The sequence below is a fragment of the Stenotrophomonas sp. P5_B8 genome (genome assembly GCF_054049855.1).
In genome coordinates this window covers 1-1,276 of sequence record NZ_JBFULO010000688.1, presented here as the reverse complement: position 1 = coordinate 1,276, position 1,276 = coordinate 1, and the positions used below count along the sequence as shown (strand labels likewise).

Annotated in this window: 1 protein-coding gene; it reads left to right on the top strand. The window is 55.6% G+C overall.

All coding sequences use genetic code 11. The features are described from left to right. Positions 1-23: 23 nt before the first annotated feature. Positions 24-1,276: hypothetical protein (locus ACXJKH_RS20700; RefSeq protein ID WP_457322203.1), on the top strand; the 1,253-nt coding region annotated here is incomplete at its 3' end.

Here is a 1,276-nt window from a genome sequence, read left to right as displayed (position 1 = left end):
CATGATGAGAGGAGCTCCTAGTCATGGAGGAACTTGAACTCGACGCAAGCCGCTTCTGGAGAGACTTTGATAGCGCCTGCCGCGGCTCATATCACGACGGCACGGAACAGCAGTACGAACGACTCACGCTATTGGCACTCTATGCATGGGTAATCCAGCGTGATGATCTCGCAGAGCAAGAGACTGATCGCTTGCCTCCTGGAAGAAGCACTACAGCGTGGTGGGGAGCTCTGATGAACCACGTTCGAGCGAAGCTCGATCTCGCCCAGGCTCTACCATTCGATGGGGAGGGCGCACCTAAGGATCTGATCATCCACGCACTGCGATTTCTTTCCGGTGCGAGAGCTCTCTCTCGCCGCACACTCGCTTACTTCTTTGATTATCGCTTCCTTAGACTTGCTGAAAACGAAAGCGGGAGGCACCGCTTTCTGTCCCACTTTTCCGCATCCCTTGCAAACTCCACTAGTCGATCTAAGGATACTCTTGTCGATGTTTTCTGCGAGTCAGGAGATCTATTCGCGACTGGGGGCAACGAACGCTGGCGGAAGGTGCTCTCAAGCATCGCGCCTGCCATCGTCTTCCAAGTCGGCTCGTTCGATCTCGAGGTGCGCATGCGTCTCTCACTTCACGGTAAGCATTCCACACGCCTCAGAATGCTGAGGCCCGGGGATAGATCCGGTCGTGCATCATTCTTCAGAGTAGATCCACCAGCCCGTCGACCCTTATCGTCTCTTCTGAGGGGAAGCATATTTGAGGGCACGTCGAGCGCCCTGCAGATGCTTCGGTCTCTCCAGTGGGATTTTGGTGCACGAAATATGCTCGTAGTTGCCTCGGGGACCGAGCGTACAACCAACCGTCATGCAATTATGGGTATCCGCAGAGACTTGCTGGAAGAAGGAAGGCTTGTCGCGGTCATTGACTTCCCTAGAGCCCCGGGAGATCGCGTGGGCAAAAGCGCGTGGCTTATCCGCGAAAACCTAGCCATGGACCGCAGAGGCGTGCTGATGATAAACGCCAGCGCTATGGAGGTACCGTCAGGTCGCCAAGAGTACGGATCGCTCGCTGAATTTGCCGGTCGCATTGTGAACTTGTTTCTAGGTGAGAGCGTATCCTCCCGATGGGCAACTTCAAGTCATGAGGACTCCGCGGCACACTATCGACACCTATTTGATCGGGAGTTCGCGGGCGGATATCGGAACGTCAAGGGCCTTTGCCGCGTGGTCTCTCAAAGGGAGATCGAGGCGAAGGGAAATGTGCTTCTGGCGCAGCAGTATGT